This is a genomic window from Planococcus sp. VCh962 (genome assembly GCF_057748275.1).
Window position 1 is genome coordinate 61,990 of record NZ_JBYLHS010000010.1, and the last position, 15,255, is coordinate 77,244.

20 protein-coding genes are annotated in these 15,255 nt (G+C 36.9%); 15 read left to right on the top strand and 5 right to left on the bottom strand.

Annotated features, from left to right (window positions below; genetic code table 11):
• Positions 1-489 precede the first annotated feature (489 nt).
• The gene (locus tag AC3AQ9_RS18485) at positions 490-768 is read right to left on the bottom strand and encodes a hypothetical protein (protein WP_488308961.1); all 279 of its coding nucleotides are present in this window, start codon (positions 766-768) and stop codon (positions 490-492) included.
• Between the two features lie 348 nt (positions 769-1,116).
• Between AC3AQ9_RS18485 and AC3AQ9_RS18490 the strand changes: the two genes are divergently transcribed.
• The gene (locus AC3AQ9_RS18490; RefSeq protein ID WP_488308962.1) at positions 1,117-1,299 is read left to right on the top strand and encodes a hypothetical protein; all 183 of its coding nucleotides are present in this window, start codon (positions 1,117-1,119) and stop codon (positions 1,297-1,299) included.
• A gap of 3 nt (positions 1,300-1,302) precedes the next feature.
• Here AC3AQ9_RS18490 and AC3AQ9_RS18495 read toward each other — a convergent pair whose 3' ends face one another.
• Positions 1,303-2,181, bottom strand: coding sequence for a helix-turn-helix domain-containing protein (locus AC3AQ9_RS18495; protein WP_488308963.1), 879 nt, complete (start codon positions 2,179-2,181; stop codon positions 1,303-1,305).
• Positions 2,182-3,131: 950 nt separating this feature from the next.
• Between AC3AQ9_RS18495 and AC3AQ9_RS18500 the strand changes: the two genes are divergently transcribed.
• From AC3AQ9_RS18500 to AC3AQ9_RS18525, 6 genes are all read left to right on the top strand, one after another.
• Positions 3,132-3,557 (top strand): DUF2712 domain-containing protein, encoded by a 426-nt coding sequence (locus tag AC3AQ9_RS18500; RefSeq protein WP_488308964.1) that lies wholly within the window; start codon positions 3,132-3,134, stop codon positions 3,555-3,557.
• 73 nt (positions 3,558-3,630) lie between these two features.
• Complete coding sequence (locus AC3AQ9_RS18505) at positions 3,631-4,404, top strand: hypothetical protein (protein WP_488308965.1); 774 nt, start codon at positions 3,631-3,633, stop codon at positions 4,402-4,404.
• Positions 4,391-5,128: a WxPxxD family membrane protein gene (locus AC3AQ9_RS18510; RefSeq protein WP_488308966.1), complete on the top strand. Its 738-nt coding sequence runs from the start codon at positions 4,391-4,393 to the stop codon at positions 5,126-5,128. The genes AC3AQ9_RS18505 and AC3AQ9_RS18510 overlap by 14 nt, the downstream gene beginning before the upstream one ends.
• Positions 5,125-5,835: a DUF2705 family protein gene (locus AC3AQ9_RS18515; protein ID WP_488308967.1), complete on the top strand. Its 711-nt coding sequence runs from the start codon at positions 5,125-5,127 to the stop codon at positions 5,833-5,835. The genes AC3AQ9_RS18510 and AC3AQ9_RS18515 overlap by 4 nt, the downstream gene beginning before the upstream one ends.
• A gap of 19 nt (positions 5,836-5,854) precedes the next feature.
• Positions 5,855-6,481 carry an ABC transporter ATP-binding protein gene (locus AC3AQ9_RS18520; RefSeq protein ID WP_488308968.1) on the top strand — a complete coding sequence of 209 codons (627 nt, stop codon included), beginning with the start codon at positions 5,855-5,857 and terminating at the stop codon, positions 6,479-6,481.
• Entirely contained in the window at positions 6,478-7,080 is a 603-nt protein-coding gene (locus AC3AQ9_RS18525; RefSeq protein ID WP_488308969.1) for a hypothetical protein, read from the top strand. The genes AC3AQ9_RS18520 and AC3AQ9_RS18525 overlap by 4 nt, the downstream gene beginning before the upstream one ends.
• Before the next feature lie 289 nt (positions 7,081-7,369).
• Here the strand turns inward: AC3AQ9_RS18525 and AC3AQ9_RS18530 are convergent, their stop codons facing one another.
• On the bottom strand, positions 7,370-7,822 hold the full coding sequence (locus tag AC3AQ9_RS18530; RefSeq protein ID WP_437151609.1) for an OsmC family protein: 453 nt from the start codon (positions 7,820-7,822) through the stop codon (positions 7,370-7,372).
• A 1,161-nt stretch (positions 7,823-8,983) separates the two neighbouring features.
• Here AC3AQ9_RS18530 and AC3AQ9_RS18535 point away from each other — a divergent pair.
• The 3 genes from AC3AQ9_RS18535 (at position 8,984) to AC3AQ9_RS18545 (ending at position 10,176) form a co-directional block, all read left to right on the top strand.
• The gene (locus tag AC3AQ9_RS18535) at positions 8,984-9,139 is read left to right on the top strand and encodes a hypothetical protein (RefSeq protein WP_437151611.1); all 156 of its coding nucleotides are present in this window, start codon (positions 8,984-8,986) and stop codon (positions 9,137-9,139) included.
• A gap of 159 nt (positions 9,140-9,298) precedes the next feature.
• On the top strand, positions 9,299-9,889 hold the full coding sequence (locus AC3AQ9_RS18540) for a hypothetical protein (RefSeq protein WP_488308970.1): 591 nt from the start codon (positions 9,299-9,301) through the stop codon (positions 9,887-9,889).
• Between the two features lie 23 nt (positions 9,890-9,912).
• Positions 9,913-10,176 carry an AbrB/MazE/SpoVT family DNA-binding domain-containing protein gene (locus AC3AQ9_RS18545; RefSeq protein ID WP_488308971.1) on the top strand — a complete coding sequence of 88 codons (264 nt, stop codon included), beginning with the start codon at positions 9,913-9,915 and terminating at the stop codon, positions 10,174-10,176.
• Between the two features lie 554 nt (positions 10,177-10,730).
• Here AC3AQ9_RS18545 and AC3AQ9_RS18550 read toward each other — a convergent pair.
• Positions 10,731-10,865: a hypothetical protein gene (locus AC3AQ9_RS18550; protein ID WP_488308972.1), complete on the bottom strand. Its 135-nt coding sequence runs from the start codon at positions 10,863-10,865 to the stop codon at positions 10,731-10,733.
• A 282-nt stretch (positions 10,866-11,147) separates the two neighbouring features.
• Between AC3AQ9_RS18550 and AC3AQ9_RS18555 the strand changes: the two genes are divergently transcribed.
• The 5 genes from AC3AQ9_RS18555 to AC3AQ9_RS18575 all read left to right on the top strand — a co-directional run bounded on the left by AC3AQ9_RS18555 (position 11,148) and on the right by AC3AQ9_RS18575 (position 13,968).
• Positions 11,148-11,600: a JAB domain-containing protein gene (locus AC3AQ9_RS18555; protein WP_488308973.1), complete on the top strand. Its 453-nt coding sequence runs from the start codon at positions 11,148-11,150 to the stop codon at positions 11,598-11,600.
• Positions 11,601-11,661: 61 nt separating this feature from the next.
• Positions 11,662-11,928, top strand: a complete 267-nt coding sequence (locus AC3AQ9_RS18560; protein WP_488308974.1) for a hypothetical protein — start codon at positions 11,662-11,664, stop codon at positions 11,926-11,928.
• Between the two features lie 343 nt (positions 11,929-12,271).
• Positions 12,272-12,637: a DUF2538 family protein gene (locus AC3AQ9_RS18565; RefSeq protein WP_488308975.1), complete on the top strand. Its 366-nt coding sequence runs from the start codon at positions 12,272-12,274 to the stop codon at positions 12,635-12,637.
• Between the two features lie 49 nt (positions 12,638-12,686).
• The gene (locus AC3AQ9_RS18570) at positions 12,687-12,845 is read left to right on the top strand and encodes a hypothetical protein (RefSeq protein WP_488308976.1); all 159 of its coding nucleotides are present in this window, start codon (positions 12,687-12,689) and stop codon (positions 12,843-12,845) included.
• 334 nt (positions 12,846-13,179) lie between these two features.
• On the top strand, positions 13,180-13,968 hold the full coding sequence (locus AC3AQ9_RS18575; RefSeq protein ID WP_488308977.1) for an SDR family NAD(P)-dependent oxidoreductase: 789 nt from the start codon (positions 13,180-13,182) through the stop codon (positions 13,966-13,968).
• A 138-nt stretch (positions 13,969-14,106) separates the two neighbouring features.
• On the opposite strand, the gene AC3AQ9_RS18580 is transcribed toward AC3AQ9_RS18575, so the two are convergent.
• Complete coding sequence (locus AC3AQ9_RS18580; protein WP_488308978.1) at positions 14,107-14,760, bottom strand: GntR family transcriptional regulator; 654 nt, start codon at positions 14,758-14,760, stop codon at positions 14,107-14,109.
• Positions 14,761-15,255: the final 495 nt, after the last annotated feature.

Here is a 15,255-nt window from a genome sequence, read left to right on the forward strand (position 1 = left end):
GAAAAGTCCACAATACCTTACTCGAAATCGTACCAAATATCAGACCTTTTCCAGAAGAAAAAGAGGTGTCAGGAGAAAAAGCTTCGTTGAATGCGCACAAATGCACTGGACGTTTCTTCTAGCATGGGGAAACGATTGAGTTGGACTGCCTGATTTAAGACAGTGAATCGAATCTGATTACTCAGACCGATTTTGTCGAACTGATGCGTGCTCGTGGCAAAAGATGGATGCAAAGAAATTCCATGTGTATTAAAAGAGGGGGAACTGCTGAAAGAGACCATTTTCATCGGTAGCAAGCCTTACTGGCTGCGGGAAGAAGCCCTCGCATATATCACCGCAAAGCAAAAGATAGACGCGCAACGCTCCAACTGTCTTCTTTGCGATTTCAGATTTCACTTTAAATACTTTAGTAGACGTGGTTCTTTATGGTCTCTCTACATAGACTTGGAGGATTTCATCAAACGAATCTTCATAAAGAAGAACATCGGACTAAAAAACGACTGCTTGATTTTCTTTGGCGGTAATAGAATCGCTTTTCTTTCCACGATTGAATGCCAACCAACACCGCCACTCCACCAATTCTTTTAGCACTTCCTCAATGTCAGTCGTTTCTTTTCCGTCAACACCGGTTTCAGCACCGGCTTTTTCCAAACTGCTCACGCTCCAGGAAGGTATGTGCGCTTCTTCCAGTAATTCCGACCATTTCAGCCGGTCCTCAACGGGCCCTTTTTCGTTTTCGGACGCCTTCACACCCTTCTTTTCTGCCATGTTCAAACCCCTTAGAAAGAACGTTTGTGGTTTTCAAGCACTTTTTTAAGAAAGCATTTTTTTATCGGATATGTACGCCATATTTCCGTACACTCACCTCCGGTAAGAAGGTATGAAATAAATCTTCACCGAGCGTGCCGACAAGAGCTGCCAAAGGTGTTTCATAATTTACTACAAAAAGTTTTTGCATTCCTTTTATTTATTTCGATACTTATTTCTTTACTCTAACTGAACGACAAACTTGACTTTCCTTTTATTTCTTTTTAAATATGCATAATTGCATATTCAACACTAATTTTAGGTGATACATTTAGACTATAATAAATAAAGTTAAGAGGAGAAATACCCATGAAAAAACCTAGTCAAAAAACAGTCACCTACTTCATTGCAGTTCTCGCTATGTCATTGTTATTTATAACAAGCCCCCACACAATAAGTATTAATTCCGACGACCTGGGTGCTGCGCATGAAAATTCCACACATTATTCTGCGGCAAACTCGGTAAATACTGATTTTCCTTTTGAGCATTAATCATTATTTGGGAGAAAGAAACTGAGCTTTTTTCTCCTCAAGAATTTGAGTATAGGAATTAAGGTTAAGAGTATCTAAAAAAAATCGAGCCTTTTGGTAAGCTTCAGCTATTTCTTCAAATGAAAAAGAAAGCTCCTCCATTAAGGCTCCTTTTTGATAATAATATTGGCCCAGTAAAGACATGTCAGCCAGCTCAATTGATAGATCAACTCCCTGGTTCGTATAGAAAAGAGCCTCTTCAAATTCCTTCTTCAAAAAAAGTAGTTTCCCCAAATTATAGAAAGCTTTTATTCTTAGTTTATCAGCCTCTCTTGTTTTAAAATCCTCATTTAACACTTCTTGATAAATCTTCAAACTCTCATTGTATCTTTTATTTTCAGCCAAAATATTTGCGATGGAGTTTTTCACTTGTAAATCTAACAGGATATCCATCCCATTAGTTTTTCTCCTCAACAGAAGCAGCAGTTCCGTTAAGCAATAGTCAGCTTTAATCCTTTTGAGATAATATTCAGCTACATACTTTTGCCAAAGTAAAAATTTCTCTGTTTCTGGATGATATGAATTTTTTGCCTTTAGCAGTGACTCTATATACTGATGTAATTCCAGATAATTCTTGGCTAACGATAGGGTGCCAATTTTGTTTCTGATGGTTCTTGTTTCTTCGACTTCTTCATGAGCCAACACTTCAAAGAAATAAGTAATGGGCAGTTGCAGTCTATTAGCAATTAAATAAAGGATATCAATGCTCGGCAGAAATTCTCCTGCTTCAATACGGCTGATTTCTGATTGGTTGCATATCTCAAAAGCAAGTTGTTTCTGTGTTAACTTCTTCATTTTTCTGCATTTCTTAATTTCAGTACCTAGTCTTTGTTTCACTAGCACTAATTGCACCCTCTATTCTAATAAGTTTGTTGGTTCATTGAGATGTCATTAAACAAGCACGGAGAAGCGAGCCATTCATTTACTTTTAATAAAAAACAACTCAAAATCATGAATCTTGTACAGCTCAATAATAAAAAGATTATCCACCACTAATCTATAAGTTGCTTATTTTAATTCTCTTATTTGAATTGTACCAATTTTTTCAAGAAACTAGGAAGAATTAAATGAAAAAGGAATTCACTAAGAATTTAACTAGCTGGCCGGCAGTATTAAAATATCCAAGCAAGCAAAACGCTGGTAAGATACCTACCGTGTCACTTTCTCTTTAAAGAATGAATCTCCTTTTTAGATTCAACGGGGAAGGAACCAGAAAAATTTTTATAAGTAAGGGAAGGCAGCCATTCGGCTGCTTTTTTCGTTGTATTTTTGCCTTTCGACCATTCACCGCCCGGCGGCCCACACACAAAAAGAAAGGTATACTCAGGGAACTTGAAAAGGTATTCGAAATCACCTGTATTCCAACAGGTGATCAAGGCAGTAGAGGAAAGCTGTTTGAACAGGAGATAGTTACGTGGAAATACGACTGACTAAATTGCATTTCTCGAACATTCCACCTTTTCCCTTCAAAAAAGAACAGTCTTCGTTACAGCAAGAAAGCGCCACAAACGGTTTTAAACTTTTTCCAAGTACACGGTGAAATTAAATTTGAGCCACTTATTTTAGAAAGTGGATTCAGCATAAATTCGGTTGAGCGTAAACTTTTGCAAATGGTTCACTATGGAAACACGTATTTAACGAAACCCCCAAATCATTAATTTTTCATGATTTCACTGATTTAACCAAACAAAAGGATTAGAGGAAAATTTTCGATATGCATTATTACATATTTTACTGATGAATATTCTGGTAATTTTATAATGTAAGTTATACAAAAAATGGAGGGTAAAATTATGAGAAAAAGAAAGAACAACGCCATTAAGATGGCAACAGCTGCTGTACTGAGTGTATCACTGTTAGGAGCAGCCGGATCTACTTTTGCTAGCAATGATAACCATGGTTTTAGTTTTACAATTAAACCAGAGCATGCTAACAATTACTCTGGCGAACGGTACCGACAAACTACGAATACAAATAATAAGTGGAAAGTTAATTTACAAACCTCTGGTGAAGGTAGTGGAACAGTTACAACCTTCTGGTTGGACAAAGCAGGAACTAGAGTATCTAACTTAGTCAGCGCACAACAAGGTGCGGGCGCTATTTATAGAGAAGCTTTTTCTGGAGCAAGCCAGTCCTATGTACGTTTAGGAGCAGAAAATAATAATTACAGCACAAGTGGCTATACGGCTACTGGAGTATGGGATGAAGAAACTGATTAATGATTAATTGAATTGGACAAATCCAAACTGGGTTTGTCTTTTTCTAAATAATTTGAGGATTGGGTGAAAAGTTATGTTCTATAGCCATCTTTCTAGGCTTAGCCAAAGTAAATTATCTCTGGCTATTTTTCTTATAATGATTTTTATCCCTATTTGGGATGCTTTGCAAATTTATATTGAGTACCGGGAAGTAGGAGGAGAGAAACTTCATCCTGCGCATGCTTTTTTCTTATCAGGCTCCAGCACTGGACATATACCGCAATACCTACTGCTCTGGTTCCTTCCTTTATTCTTACTCATCCTAGGGACCGAAGACTCGTTGCAAGATTTTGAAAACGGGTACCAGAATGTATTGATTAACAGGGTTGGAAGAAAATTCTATGTTTTAGAAAAGATGCTCTTTTCTTTTCTCATTGGGTTTATGGCTATGATTACTTCTCTTATTATAAATTTCTTTCTGGTAGCTATTTTGTTTCAAGGCGGAAAATACACAAAGGGTTTATCAGAAATAGCCTTCGAAAGTTCCTTCACTAACTTCACTTTACAGAACCCTTATGTAGGTGTATTAATTTTTATATTTATCGCTTCAGTATTATCAGGTTTCGCAGGACTTATTGGAGCAAGTTGCAGCCTATTTTTTAAAGATCGTAAATATACATATTCAGCAACATTTTTTTTGTGGTTTATATTTGTTATCCAAGACAACTCCAGTATGCATTTGTTCCAATCATTTTCTGAATATGGCTTAGGAGATCTTATTCCCGTTTTTTCAGTTCTAATCTTATTCTATATTTTCATCAGTGGCAGTGTATTCTTTTATGAGGTTAAAAAAAATGAATCGATTTAAAATTCCATCCGTTGTTATTACTGCTTTTTTCTTTATGATTGTTTGGTATAGCCAAAATAAAACGTATCTTCAATTGTATTACACAAAAAATGAAATTAATCTGACAGATTTTAAAGAATTGCTTTACTACATGAATAGCAGTGCAGCTGGTTATAGTTCTATTCAAAACTATGCTTTAGTGTATCTAATTCCATTTATCGTTTTACTGCAACAGCTTTTTAATAATGAGAAAATTACTGAAGTAGTTAGATATCAAAAACGAGAAAAAATATTTTTATTGAGAGTAAAAGATATCTGTTTGGCATCCTTACTGGTTGCGTTTTTGCATACAGGAATAAATGTATTTTTTAGTCTGTTATTTCTCGATGTAGATCTCGTACTGCAAGCGGGATTGGTGAATTTCTCTCTTTTAAATGGAGTAAGTTTAATTCTTTTTTATATGGTCGTTGGTTTACTTTACAGTATTCAAAAAGAATGGTTCCATTCAATTGGGATTGCAATAATGGGTACCCTTTTAATAGTTGGTGGAGGTTTTTTTCTTACTAAAATAGTATTAACGAATTACTGGAGTCCCTTACTAGACTTGGTGATATTAACCCGATTATTTGAAGATACATTTACAACCAAGGATGTAGTATGGATTTATATTAAACAGACAACATGTATCATCATCTTCTATTTAATCGGATCTGCATTAGCTTCCAGAAAGGACTTTAGATATTGAATAAAAAATTATCGGTTTTCCTTGTAATCGTCTTGTTTATTCAAAATTCCTTTTATTTGAAAAGCGGATTGGCCTTAAGTAAATTCCCCTTTTTAGATGGAGTTCCTATTACCTCCTCTACATCAATTGAAGCAAAGTACCTTATGAATTGGTATTTCCCTATTTTCTTTATTTCAGTTTATTTTTCAGGGATGCTTAAAAGCGACTTGTTATCCAATGGAGTCCCCTTGATTATAAGAAGCTTTAATAAAACTAAATGGATTGCAACCAAATTTTTGAATATAGGGATTGTGACTTTTCTGTTTACAACTCTTCAACTAACTATATTTTTAATCTTTACAAATGATTATCCTTTGCAATGGAACAATTTTATTTTATTGATTACGATGTACTATTTATTCTTGGTTCTTGTAATTAGTGCTCAATCCTTAGCCGACTTATATATAAAGCCTACCTTATCACTGACAATAGTAAACCTGCTTATCGTTGCTAGTATTTTATTATCAAAAACGTCAGCAGAAAATTTGGATGGGTTTCATTATATATTTATTCCTTCCACAATAATGGGATTTAGAAATGGGTTAACTCAATCTGAACTATCAAGGGATCTAATCGATCCTGTAAGTACAATAGTAATATTGCTTATATTAATTACTTTATTAATCATTTTATGTACAAAACGAGTGAATAAAATGGACATCATTTAAAACTAAGCGAGGGTTCACAATGATTAAAATTATGCAGGTAGAAAAGATGATTAAGAAAAATCACGTTTTAAAAAATATAAGTTTTACATTTCAAGCAGGAAAAATATATGGATTGTTCGGAAAAAATGGTTCCGGTAAAACAATGCTATTAAGAGCTATCTCGGGGTTAATCATTCCAACTAATGGTGAAATTCATATACAAAATCAAAAGCTCCATCACGACATCTCTTTTCCACCAAGTTGCGGGTTGATCATAGAAAACATGTCCTTGCTTCCCCAATATACTGCCAGTGAAAATTTGAAAATATTAAGCAAAATAAAAAAGCAGGCAACTAAAGAGGATATTGAGAAAGCTATTGAAAGAGTAGGTTTAGATCCACATTCGTCTTTAAAAGTTAAAAAATATTCTTTAGGGATGAAACAAAGGTTAAATATCGCTCAAGCTATTTTTGAAAAACCGGATATAATTTTATTGGATGAGCCAACAAATGCCATTGATGATGCTGGGGTAAAACTAATTTATAGTATTTTAAAAGAGGAAAGAGAAAGAGGGGCAGTTGTCATTGTAGCTTCGCATCAAAAAGAAGAATTAGCATCTTTTTGTGACGTTTCTATCACTATGAATAATGGGGAATTAAAAATATGAACTTAAAAAAAGTCGTATTCTTATCTCTTTTAATAGTAGTAGCCATTATTTTTGCTTACCCATATGCCAAAGAAGCTTTTCTGAAAGAGGATGTTAGAACGGGAATTTCTCTTAATGCCGGTGAATACAAAATTGGAAAGCAATTACCCGAAGGGAATTACGATTTGAACTTTTTAGGCGATGTTATTTTTCAAGGAAAAACTTTTCAAAATGGGGACCAAGTAAAATCGATGCCCTATAAAGCGGGAGAATTTTTTTTTATTGAAGGTGATGGGAGTATAGAGTTTAAGCCGGCTCAATATGAGAAGTTGAAACTCGAAAAAAACCGTCACTATGTTATTAGTAATTCAGGATTTTACAAGGTTGGTGAACAACTTGAAGCTGGAACGTATTATTTACGATTTAAAGATGAAAAACAGATTGATAAAGAAGCCTTTGTACAGATTATAGACAGTGAAGAAAATGTTTTAAAAGCTTTTTCATTTAAAGACAACAATGAATTCGAAATCACTTTAGAAGACAATACATTCCTTCAAGTGGAAAAAAACCTTTTTAAAGAGAATAGCAGTTCAAAGATTATGTTAGAAGTTAAGCAATGATAATAGTTCTTTTGATATTTTTAAAATTAAATATAATAGGTGAATGATATAAAGGCTTCATTGGTCGATTGACGTTTTAAGCATTTTAGCGAGCTTCTTTTAATCTATAGCATTTGACCGTTGCTAGTTCATCTGGCCTGCTGATAGTGAAAATTAATCTATTGGTAAGAGTTCTAGAAATACAAAGGGAGAGAAGATGTGATTCAATCAGCCTCTTCTCTCCCTTTTCGTTTATAAAAGTGTACTTTTATAAATGGTTTATCTCCATCTGTGGCGAGATGTCCAAATCTTATTTTTTATACCATTTCGATTCAATCGCCACACCAGCATCGACAATTAGATTGTATACCGGACATCTTTTTTCCACTTCTTCTTTTAATTCTTCCAGCCGATCGTCGCTTTCATCTGTTGAAAATATCGCCTCAAAGCCAACACTTTGAAAATGAGGAGAAACTCCTTCAACTCCCATCATGCCACGCGCGTCTATTGTGCCGTTATTTTTAAATTCCACTCCTTGAAAAGAAAAGTTCTTCTCTTTCGCTATCAATCCGATCATTACGGATGTACAACCCGTCAATCCACCTAATACATACTCAATCGGATTCGGGCCTTCATTGGTGCCTCCCAAATATTCCGGTTCATCTACTATAAAAGGCGAAAAATCTCTAGCATAAATAGAAGTTTTTAGATTTCCATCCCAAGTTCCGTTCGTTTCGACTTTTGCTATTTGTTTTGTTGTCATTGTATCACTCCTAATTCTTAGTAAACTTATAAGATTTATTATAAATCAATAATTTTAAATTGCAAAACTATTCGATTAAAAGGATTGAAAAAGTGTAGAAGGTGATAAAAGAAAAGGTGAAGCTACATATGAAATGAACTTCAAATGGACAGAAAAAATAGGGTACCTATCGTCTTTCCTGCATTGAATTTTTATATGTTCGCAAAATACTTATTTTTAACGAACATATTTAAAACCTAATTAAGCTTGAGGGAGAGAGAACTCTCCATTTCCATCTAAAATTATTAGTTTATGCTAAATGCATTATTAGCATAAGCCAAAAGAATATGACTATCTGTTTGATTACATGACGGCATTCTTTAATAACAGCCAGATTAACACAAGTAGAAATATCTACTTGTGCTAGGTAGATATTTCTACTTGCGTTAGAATTAATCTTCCTCTTAGAAATGAAACTTTAAACGATTTAGCATCTGCAGACGTATATGTCTGTATATGTGCATACGCATATATGATTAATGAAAAGATGACAGCTGGCTTCCAAAAGGGAAGAGGCTGTCATCTTGCTGTAACGAATCTGATTGGTCACTTTTATTCATAATCAAGTATGAGGCTAGAGGAATTCAAAGGAATCAAAATTAGAAAAACATGTATTTTTCTTAAAAGGATATAAGTTGATAATTACACTTGAGTTTTGAATTCATTCCTTAGCCTAGGAAGGAGAGGCATAAATGGAATATATCCGATTGCTTTATTCCTGGATAGCGATAGCAGTTATTGTAGTTTTCATTGTAATTGCTCTTGCAGCTTTTAGTAGAAGAAAACGAAACTAACGTAATTCTCATACTCAAATAAAACTAGTTTTGTAAAGAAGATTTATATCTTACGGAAAAAAGCAGGTTTTTTATGCTGCGTAAAATAACTGTAAGAGATAGTAGAGACAGTTCTAATTATAATGATCTACAAATGAATTACAGAATATAAACGTCTTCTAATTGCCGGTTCTATCGCTGCAGTCATTATCGATTTCTATAGAATAAAAAAAATGATTAGCTAGCTATTTAAAAACTTTGTAATATAGCGAAGTAAGTTGAAGTTCGTAAACAGATAGTGCAATACTTAGCGTACTTAGACCGAAGACTTAGAAGGAGGGGGCAAGGAATGTCATACCTACTTAGATCTTCAACCGGTGTTGTTTTGGTTGAAGAGAACACAGAAAAGATTTTCCAGACACAAGGGGAAGCGGAAGAGCACTTATCCCTTTTACGCCTAAATACAACCGAGGAATGGTTCATAATTGAAGTAAAGGAAGATTAGACTCGAATCTCATTACTCTAGTAAAACGAAAGGGGAGGAGCAGGAGAGTGAAGAAACTCCTATGAAAGAGAAGGGGAGGCGAAACTGCAGCTGTCCCTGGCGGACAAACCGAACCTGCAGCTCTTAGATGCCAAAAACGGCCTGATCGTCTTTGCGGCAGTGGAACAAAACGAACGCGACCACCAATTCTTCCTTCGCACCAACACCAACCGGATGCTGCCGTTAAGTGAACTGCAGGAACGGTATGCGGTCTTGAACGTACTGGAGAGCAAAGGCGAGCTGGTACAGGAATACCAGAAGGTGGAAGATGTCTTGAAGGTGACGAAACTGGAAAACGGCACCTATGCGGTGACGACCGAGGGCGGGGAAAGTACGCAGCGAACCTTCCAGAAGAAAGCGGAAGGTCAGCAATTCGTGAAGAAAACGGCACTCGCCCAGTCGTTGAACACCGACCGTTTCCTGAGCCGGACAGCCATCAAGGACACCCAGCACCTGCAGCAACTGAACGCGAAGCATTTGCAGGCACGGATTGGCCACGTCCTGAAGGAAAAGAACGTGAAGGCCGACTACCGGCACGGCATCACGATCGGCTGGCAGTTGGTGAAGAATCCGCTGATCCAGTCCAAAATGGAGTTGCAGCAGCACATCGCTCAGTTGAATCCGAACCATTCCCAAACGAAGGAAGTCACTACTGCCTTCAAGCAGCTGGCATCTCCGGAAAAAGCGAAAGAGATTGAACTGGAGCGGTAATACGGGAAAGAGAGCGAACAAACATGAAAAACACAGGAATGGTACGGAGAATAGACCACTTGGGACGGATCGCGATTCCGGTCGAATTGCGGAAACTGCTTCAGATTGAGAAAAAGGCGCCGATTGAGCTTTTCATGGAAGACGAGTTCATTTGGCTGAAGCCGTCCCTGGCACCAGGAGCCTGTTTGATAACCGGTGAAATTTCGGCTGAAAACCGGGAATATGCACGTGGCATCACCTTAAGTCCAAGAGGTGCCGAAATTTTGTTGGATGAGTTGAAATCCTAAATCATTAACTTTCTATAAAAGGGGCGGCAAGTTATTCTTGCAGGCTCTTTTTTATCTCTTTCTTCCTTGAATTAAGTGTGATCCAATGAACCCTGCCTTATGTAAGTCGTCTTCTAAACCAATGGAACAGCCTTGCCTCAAATCAGGAAACCGGCTTTTCTCTTCTCCCCATTAAATTTTTCCACCCCCTCTTTCGAATTGTCCAACAGGGAAGAGGTTTTTCTTAATGTAAATTCTCATCATAAGAACCCTTGCGGTGTGTAACTATTACAAAATTACCGTGAACTACTACAAAAATACGGTCGTGATTTACGGCCTTATTTACGAATAAACCTTGGCTTAAATGTATTTATAACCACAGGTCGTTTTAATGATTACAAAATTACCGTGAAAAACGATCGTGATTCCACTAAACCGAAGTCAAAACCGTTTCGGGATTGCCTAAAGGTCTGCTCCTAATTTGTACGGCTGCTGAAAGGCGCAGCCAAACAATTTAGGGCATCTCGCTGTGATCTAAACCGGCCGATAACAAGAAACCGTAACCAGTCGGCCCCTTACGCAAAACGCGCAACTGGCGAACTGGAAACCGTTTCTACATTCCTGTCCGGTTCTTCACGCTCCCACGACAATGGCAGGGCCAAATTCAACAGAAGAAAAGAGGAAAGCAAAGCTGGCTTTGCTGTTGTCATGCGATTTTTCCTTTTGGAATCCGAACTATAAGACATCCCAAAGGCACTAAGCCAAAAATAGACTGGAAACCTGCACCATCCTGTTTTTGGCTAAGAGCCTGAAAAAACCGTCAATGGACTTTCGCGACATATTCTCACTGCGCTCCGGTATTTCACGTTCTATGGACGGCTTTTTATGCGAGTCTTCCGTTCTACTTACCAAAAGGGAAAAATCTTCCCCTTTGGGAAGAGAAGTGCTTCGGAAACCAAAAGCAAAAATCAAATTCAAAGGAGACATGCCAAATGGAAAAACTAATTGAGGTCATCAGAATACGACAAGAGGTATTAGAGGTGGAGGAGAAATACGAATTCATGAAAGAGGTCACGTGCAGCAGCCCGAAAAAAGTGATGGAAGCTGTACGCCAGCTGATAGGAGATGAAGACAGAGAAGTTTTTCTCGTACTTGTCTTGAATACCAAAAATAAAGTGGTAGCCGTCCATCGATGCCATATCGGCGCCATTAACGCCTCCATTGTGGCACCACGAGAAGTCTTCAAAAGCGCCATTTTGAACAACGGGAAAAGCATCATTGTAGCCCACAACCATCCTTCATTTGACCCTGCACCAAGTATCGAGGATATCGAAGTTTCCAAACGTCTCGATGAATGCGGACAGATACTTGGGATTGAATTGCTCGACCATGTCATTGTCGGAAATGAAAAGGGCATTTCCTTGAAGGAAAAAGGTTATTTTTAAAACTGAATCAAGCAAGGGGCACACCCCTTGCTTGATTACTTAAAAACAGGAGGTTTTTATGGTGGGGAATACAGTTGAAAAACCAGAAAAATTAAGAAAAACGATTCTTTTATTAGCAAAAGAAGCCCTGCTGAAGAACATTCGAGAAACAAATAGGAAAATCGAATCCTTAGCAGGTGAACATTCACGAAGTAAATCCTGTTCCCCCGGAGATGCTAGACTTCATGCAAGGACTCTTCGGGAGTTGAAGCAGCAACATTCCAATCGTGCCTATTGGCAAGACGTCTTGTTGGAACTCGAAAAATGGAAACAAGAATCAAATCAGTAAAAAACGGAAAGGGGTACACCCTATCTTAAAAACCTGCTCTTATGAAGACTAAACAATAAGCCCTTTGTCTTTCTAAGAAGAGCCGGAAACTTCAGAAGCAGCTAACTCCTTTTATTAGCGTCAACAGGAGGTCAGCTTACTATATAATAAAGACAAAAATGAAGCGTGTTTCAGGGGATGACTCGTGAGAGCAGACTGTCTGAGAGAATGGATAAGGATAAATCAGTGAAAAACCAGGGGTTTCCCACTTTCCTTCACTTCCACTCGCCTCCGCACCTATTGGAAGAAAAAATCCCTTTTCTCTTCGCTGCTTGAGTGACCTGGAACACAGAAAGGAAATCATATGTATTTCATGGACAATGAACACGAAGCCAATTTTTCAAGTCTGGTTACTTTTTTTGAAAGAAAGGGGACAGACCCTCAATACCGGGCGAACCTTTATATGGCCAGTATTCCAGCTATCTATCGATTGTTAGACAAAACGGAGATCCATTCGGGAGGCGGTCCATTGGCTTTGTTGACGGAATACAGCGAAGACAAAGGAAAGCTGGTTCCCGCGCATGAAGGGTTGACCGGATCTACCCGAAAACTAGTGGAAGTCGGCCTCAGTTTGTTTAACGGCAATGAGGTCAGCTTGGATTTTAGTTATGGCGATGAAACCAATAATGCCGTATTGCAGGCATTGAAAATCCGCTTTCAGGATATTTAAACGTAGTTTTCAACTAGTTCCAAAAATAAAAAGAAAGGAGCTATCTCCTATGAGTATCGTGAAAACCATTCAAGAGAAAATTGATCAACTCAAAAAAGATGAAGAAAAGATGTATGTAGGGATTCAGTTTGAGAAGCAGTTAAATGAAAGAGTAAAGGAACTAGAAATATTGGAACAGGAAATCGATAAGGTTCTCAAAGCAAAGTGAAATTTTCTGAGGCTTTCCCATAATCGGGAGGGCCTTTTTTATTTCAATCAATAGACTTGTTTCAGTAAATTAAAGGTGCAGCAGCTCAACTGCTTTTTCTGTTCGTAAAAGTGTACTTTTACGAACAGTTTAATTCAATATTTTGTCCGGGAATAAAAATTAAATTTAGCTTATTAATTATTCAAAGCCCTTTTTAAAATTTACTGCAAAGGGAATAAATAAAATAAGACACTTAAATGTACAGGATATCTAACATGAGTTAAGGTAGTAAGTGTAGAAATTATATATTATATATAATTAGTTCAAAAACTATACTTGAAAGGGAGAGATTTCAGTGGGAAGATTGGACGGGAAAGTCGCTTTGATTACAGGAGCTGCTCAAGGAATGGGAGCAATGCATGTTCGCTACTTTGCACGTGAAGGAGCGAAAGTTGCAGCTACAGATTATAATTATGAAGGTGTCCAAAACTTAGTTGATGAAGTGAATAAGGAATTTCCAGGTTCGGCAGTTGCTTATAAGCTGGATGTGGCAGATGAAAATGATTGGATAGAAGTTACTAAAAAAACACACGAACACTTTGGGAAATTAAATGTATTGATTAATAATGCCGGTATTTTAGCAAATGCCACATTTGATAAATTGACACATGAGCAATGGACTCGAGTAATGGATATTGATGCGTGGGGCGTATTCATCGGTATGCGCAATGTGCTGCCATTCATGAAAGAAGATGGCGGAGGTTCTATCATTAACCTTTCTTCCATTGCTGCAATTAATGCAAGTGGGGGTCTTTCAACATATACTGCTGCAAAAGGTGCTGTAACAGCTTTATCACGTGCGGCTGCGATGGAATTTGCACCATTTAATGTCCGTGTGAACGCAATTCATCCGGGAACTATTGATACAGACATGTTCCGGGAAGGGTTCCCAACAGAGGAATTGCGCAAAGCTGCAATGAATGGCCAACCTTTGAAACGAGTTGGGAAACTGGAAGAGGTTTCTTATTTGATGATATATCTGGCAAGTGATGAATCAGGATTTACAACAGGAACTTCTCAAGTAATAGATGGAGGATATACTGTGCAAGCAGGGGATATTGCGGCAGTTTCTTCAGAAGAATAGGCAGCTAAAGCACTTTTCTTCTGGTAAGTATTCATGAGTTACAAACGTTTCTACTTTTTCTTCACAAAAAAGTGCTGACATTTCAATTTGTCAGCACCTTTTGCTTTTAAGTGAATAGAAGTATCTTCCAATGCGTTTTTAAACAAGCAGGGCTTGTTTAGCCAATAGCTCCAATTGTATCTCTGCCTGATTAAAGTCCGATTGAATAAGTGAAGTTACGGCGGTCTCTAGATAGAAATGCATTCTCTCTAATTTATCATCATCATTCCGCATGGATTGGCTGTAAACTGTAGTAATATAAGTGATTTCCATATAGAATTTCAGGAATACGTTGTTCCCCGCTACTTTAAAAATGTAGGAAGTAACCTGGTCACACATAATGATATATTCCTCAATTTTCTTTTGTTCTAACTTTTCTTTTGCTTCAGTCAGTAAGCTTTTAATATTTGACCGATGCTCATCATTCCAGTTCGGTACGGAGTATGTTATAGCGATTCGGTATAATTCTTTCAGAGCGACAATATATGCTTGAATTTCTTCTGCTGAGAATGTCTTAACACGCACCCCTTTTCTGGGTAACCTTTCCACGATGCCGGTATTTTGCAAAATATAAAATGCTTCCCGAACTGGAATGTTACTTACATTCAGTTCCTTCGCTATATTTGTTTCAATCAGTCTATCACCCGGTTGGAGTTTACCGGTAAATATTTTTTTGAGAATAAATTGGGTAATTTCATCAGGTAATGAGTTTCTGCGATCTTTATCGTTAAAAGATAAAAAACTATTTTTCATACTATCAGGTCTCCTAAAATATTTCGTTTGGTAGTTATCTTCTATTTATAGTATAGGTTATGCATTCATTCCTTGTACAACTTCTTTATTTTTTATTAGAGAACGTTTCATTCCTTCTATAAAAGTTGCATTTGAAATGTAAGTCGTGAAGGCATTAGAAGTTTTTTTGTCGATGAATAAGTTTACATATCAGCACTTATCGGAAGTCTTTATATATGAAGAAAAGAATTTGAAGGACCAGTGACCTTTTTCGAAGGTTACTGGTCTTTTAAAATTTTATGAAAAATGAAGCTTAAATCAGTGGAATTTATCTCTAAAAGTAGCAAACTATCTTATGTCCATTATCAGAAAGGTTGAAATAAATAATTATTTTAATTGTTTGTTTAGTCAACAAACTATATACTTGTACTATATGGTGGAATCGCTTAAAGGAATATGGTTATTGGTAATGAATTTTATCTTAAAAAACCGAAATTGAAAGCACAAGGATTGGGC

What these genes read in the sequence shown, in the direction of transcription:
- AC3AQ9_RS18570 (WP_488308976.1), top strand. Translation starts at nt 12,687, where the DNA reads ATGAGTATCGTGAAAACCATTCAAGAGAAAATTGATCAACTCAAAAAA.
- AC3AQ9_RS18530 (WP_437151609.1), bottom strand. Translation starts at nt 7,822, where the DNA reads ATGACAACAAAACAAATAGCAAAAGTCGAAACGAACGGAACTTGGGAT.
- AC3AQ9_RS18525 (WP_488308969.1), top strand. Translation starts at nt 6,478, where the DNA reads ATGAACTTAAAAAAAGTCGTATTCTTATCTCTTTTAATAGTAGTAGCC.
- AC3AQ9_RS18580 (WP_488308978.1), bottom strand. Translation starts at nt 14,760, where the DNA reads ATGAAAAATAGTTTTTTATCTTTTAACGATAAAGATCGCAGAAACTCA.
- AC3AQ9_RS18510 (WP_488308966.1), top strand. Translation starts at nt 4,391, where the DNA reads ATGAATCGATTTAAAATTCCATCCGTTGTTATTACTGCTTTTTTCTTT.
- AC3AQ9_RS18505 (WP_488308965.1), top strand. Translation starts at nt 3,631, where the DNA reads ATGTTCTATAGCCATCTTTCTAGGCTTAGCCAAAGTAAATTATCTCTG.
- AC3AQ9_RS18535 (WP_437151611.1), top strand. Translation starts at nt 8,984, where the DNA reads ATGTCATACCTACTTAGATCTTCAACCGGTGTTGTTTTGGTTGAAGAG.
- AC3AQ9_RS18490 (WP_488308962.1), top strand. Translation starts at nt 1,117, where the DNA reads ATGAAAAAACCTAGTCAAAAAACAGTCACCTACTTCATTGCAGTTCTC.
- AC3AQ9_RS18485 (WP_488308961.1), bottom strand. Translation starts at nt 768, where the DNA reads ATGGCAGAAAAGAAGGGTGTGAAGGCGTCCGAAAACGAAAAAGGGCCC.
- AC3AQ9_RS18555 (WP_488308973.1), top strand. Translation starts at nt 11,148, where the DNA reads ATGGAAAAACTAATTGAGGTCATCAGAATACGACAAGAGGTATTAGAG.
- AC3AQ9_RS18550 (WP_488308972.1), bottom strand. Translation starts at nt 10,865, where the DNA reads ATGACAACAGCAAAGCCAGCTTTGCTTTCCTCTTTTCTTCTGTTGAAT.
- AC3AQ9_RS18520 (WP_488308968.1), top strand. Translation starts at nt 5,855, where the DNA reads ATGATTAAAATTATGCAGGTAGAAAAGATGATTAAGAAAAATCACGTT.
- AC3AQ9_RS18545 (WP_488308971.1), top strand. Translation starts at nt 9,913, where the DNA reads ATGAAAAACACAGGAATGGTACGGAGAATAGACCACTTGGGACGGATC.
- AC3AQ9_RS18565 (WP_488308975.1), top strand. Translation starts at nt 12,272, where the DNA reads ATGTATTTCATGGACAATGAACACGAAGCCAATTTTTCAAGTCTGGTT.
- AC3AQ9_RS18500 (WP_488308964.1), top strand. Translation starts at nt 3,132, where the DNA reads ATGAGAAAAAGAAAGAACAACGCCATTAAGATGGCAACAGCTGCTGTA.